The 2,126-nt window shown below is 36.0% G+C and carries 3 protein-coding genes; 2 read left to right on the top strand and 1 reads right to left on the bottom strand.

Annotated features, from left to right (window positions below):
- Both HF864_RS09285 and HF864_RS09280 read left to right on the top strand, forming a co-directional pair.
- On the top strand, window positions 1-583 hold a 583-nt coding region (locus tag HF864_RS09285; RefSeq protein ID WP_205882358.1), incomplete at its 5' end, for a restriction endonuclease subunit S.
- Between the two features lie 42 nt (window positions 584-625).
- On the top strand, window positions 626-1,543 hold the full coding sequence (locus HF864_RS09280) for a site-specific integrase (protein ID WP_169462706.1): 918 nt from the start codon (window positions 626-628) through the stop codon (window positions 1,541-1,543).
- A 39-nt stretch (window positions 1,544-1,582) separates the two neighbouring features.
- Here the strand turns inward: HF864_RS09280 and HF864_RS09275 are convergent.
- Window positions 1,583-2,126, bottom strand: a 544-nt coding sequence (locus tag HF864_RS09275; protein WP_169462705.1) for a restriction endonuclease subunit S, incomplete at its 5' end; no start/stop codon positions are given.

Below are 2,126 nucleotides of genomic sequence, written 5' to 3'. Positions count from 1 at the left end.
AGGCTTTACCATTACTTGGCAACAGCGTAAGTTAGGGGATCTTGCTTCTTTTTCAAAAGGGTCAGGATACTCCAAAAAGGATTTAACATCAGAAGGTATTCCTGTGATACTTTATGGACGCTTGTATACAGGTTACGAAACAATTATCAAAAGTATTGATACTTTTTCGCAGAAGGAAAAAAGCTCTGTATATAGCACAGGAAGAGATGTTATTGTTCCAGCTTCTGGTGAAACTGCTGAAGATATTGCTAGGGCTTCTGTAGTCAGTAAAAAAGGAGTTGCACTAGGTAGTGACTTAAATATTATTACCCCCACTAAAAATATTGATCCAACATTTTTAGCGTTAAACATTTCAAATGGTACGCCACATAAGGAAATGGCTAAACGTGCTCAAGGTAAATCAATTGTACATTTACACAATGCAGATTTGGTACAAATTATGTTGAAATATCCATCATTAAGAGAACAAAAGAAAGTCAGTCAGCAATTTGAAAAATTAGATGCTCTCATCACCCTTCACCAGCATAAAATTGATAATCTAAAGCTTCTCAAGCGCGCATTACTACAAAAGATGTTCGTCTAATTTAAAATCTCCCTAGCAAGATATTTGCTAAGGAGATTTTTTATGCGAAGAAAACAAATTTTGTTATATGACTACTTTGCTCAATGGATTGAGGTGTATAAGGATGGAGCAGTCCGAGAGCGAACATTAGAGAAGTACTGGTTATCATATCGGCACTTAAAACAGATTGCACCAGAACTTAAATTAGTTGATGTATCACGACTAGAGTATCAGCAGATCTTAAATGAATTTGCCAAAACACATGAGAAAGCAACTACGATGGACTTCCACCATCAATTAAAAGCTATGTTGCTTGATGCGTATGATGAAGGCTATTTAAAACGAGACCCAACCCGTAAAATTGTTGTCAAAGGTAAAACGCCAACCGAGAAGAAAACTAAATATTTAAATGAGTTTGAGCTAAAATTACTGTTGCGCCACCTTGATTTATCACAGTTTCCCAGCTTTGATTGGCTCATTTTAATCATTGCCAAAACTGGTCTGCGTTTCGGTGAAGCTTTGGGATTAACCAAGAAAGATATTGATTTAGAAGGACAGACTATTAACGTTGACAAAACTTGGGACTATAAAAATTATGCTGGTGGCTTTAAACCGACTAAAAATGTTTCATCGATTCGCAAGGTTTCGATTGACTGGAAATTAGCAATGCAACTTAACCGAGTTACTCAAGACTTCCCTGAAAATCAGCCTTTATTTGTCCAGAAACGTGTATTTAATTCAACCATCAATAATCTTTTACAGCGGTATTGTGAAGAACTTGATATTCCAGTAATCTCAGTGCACGGTTTAAGACACACTCACGCTTCTTTGCTGCTTTTTGCGGGCGTATCGATTGCAAGTGTTGCCAAGCGTTTGGGACATGCTGATATGACGACTACTCAGCAAACTTATCTCCATATTATTCAGGAGTTAGAGAATAAGGACAATTCAAAAATCATGCAGCATTTAGCATCACTATAACAAAAAGGATAACGGTTTCATGCCGCTATCCTTTTTGAATTAGACAAACATTTTTTGCAATAACCCTCGTTTAAGTTGTTTAAGATATTGGATTTTCTTGTCATGCAAAGTGATAGTTTTGTCGAGAGACTGAAAAAGCTGACCAATTTTTTTTTGCTCTTCTAGTTTTGGGACTTTAATATTGGCACTTTTAATATCATTCGAATTAACTGACTCAAATGTGGATCCAGCAATATATTTATTCCAATAACCTGCTTTATCCATTTTATTAAGGAGTTGTTTAATAAATAAATTTCCAGAAATGGCAGCTACCCCTCGTCCAATAACAACATCGTACTGAGTTTGAGCAATGTTTCCAACGGGTGCACGAACACTCATCAAAATATCACCGACATGAGCAACTTTAGTAACCTGAGTAGTATATATACGAGGAAGAACTTGTCCGTTAAATAGATCTGCATTTCCTTGAACTAAGATATAATTATTCGGATTTTCGGTATAGTTTTTACTATTTGGTGATTGTCCCATTGTAACAGGAGCAATATCATTTAGCTCTACTTGCTCCCACTTTTCAGTAAAACGC

This window comes from Lactobacillus sp. MRS-253-APC-2B (assembly GCF_012843675.1).
GTDB lineage: Bacteria > Bacillota > Bacilli > Lactobacillales > Lactobacillaceae > Limosilactobacillus > Limosilactobacillus pulli.
Note: the sequence above shows the minus strand (reverse complement) of the source record. Positions and strands in the feature narration are given on the sequence as shown.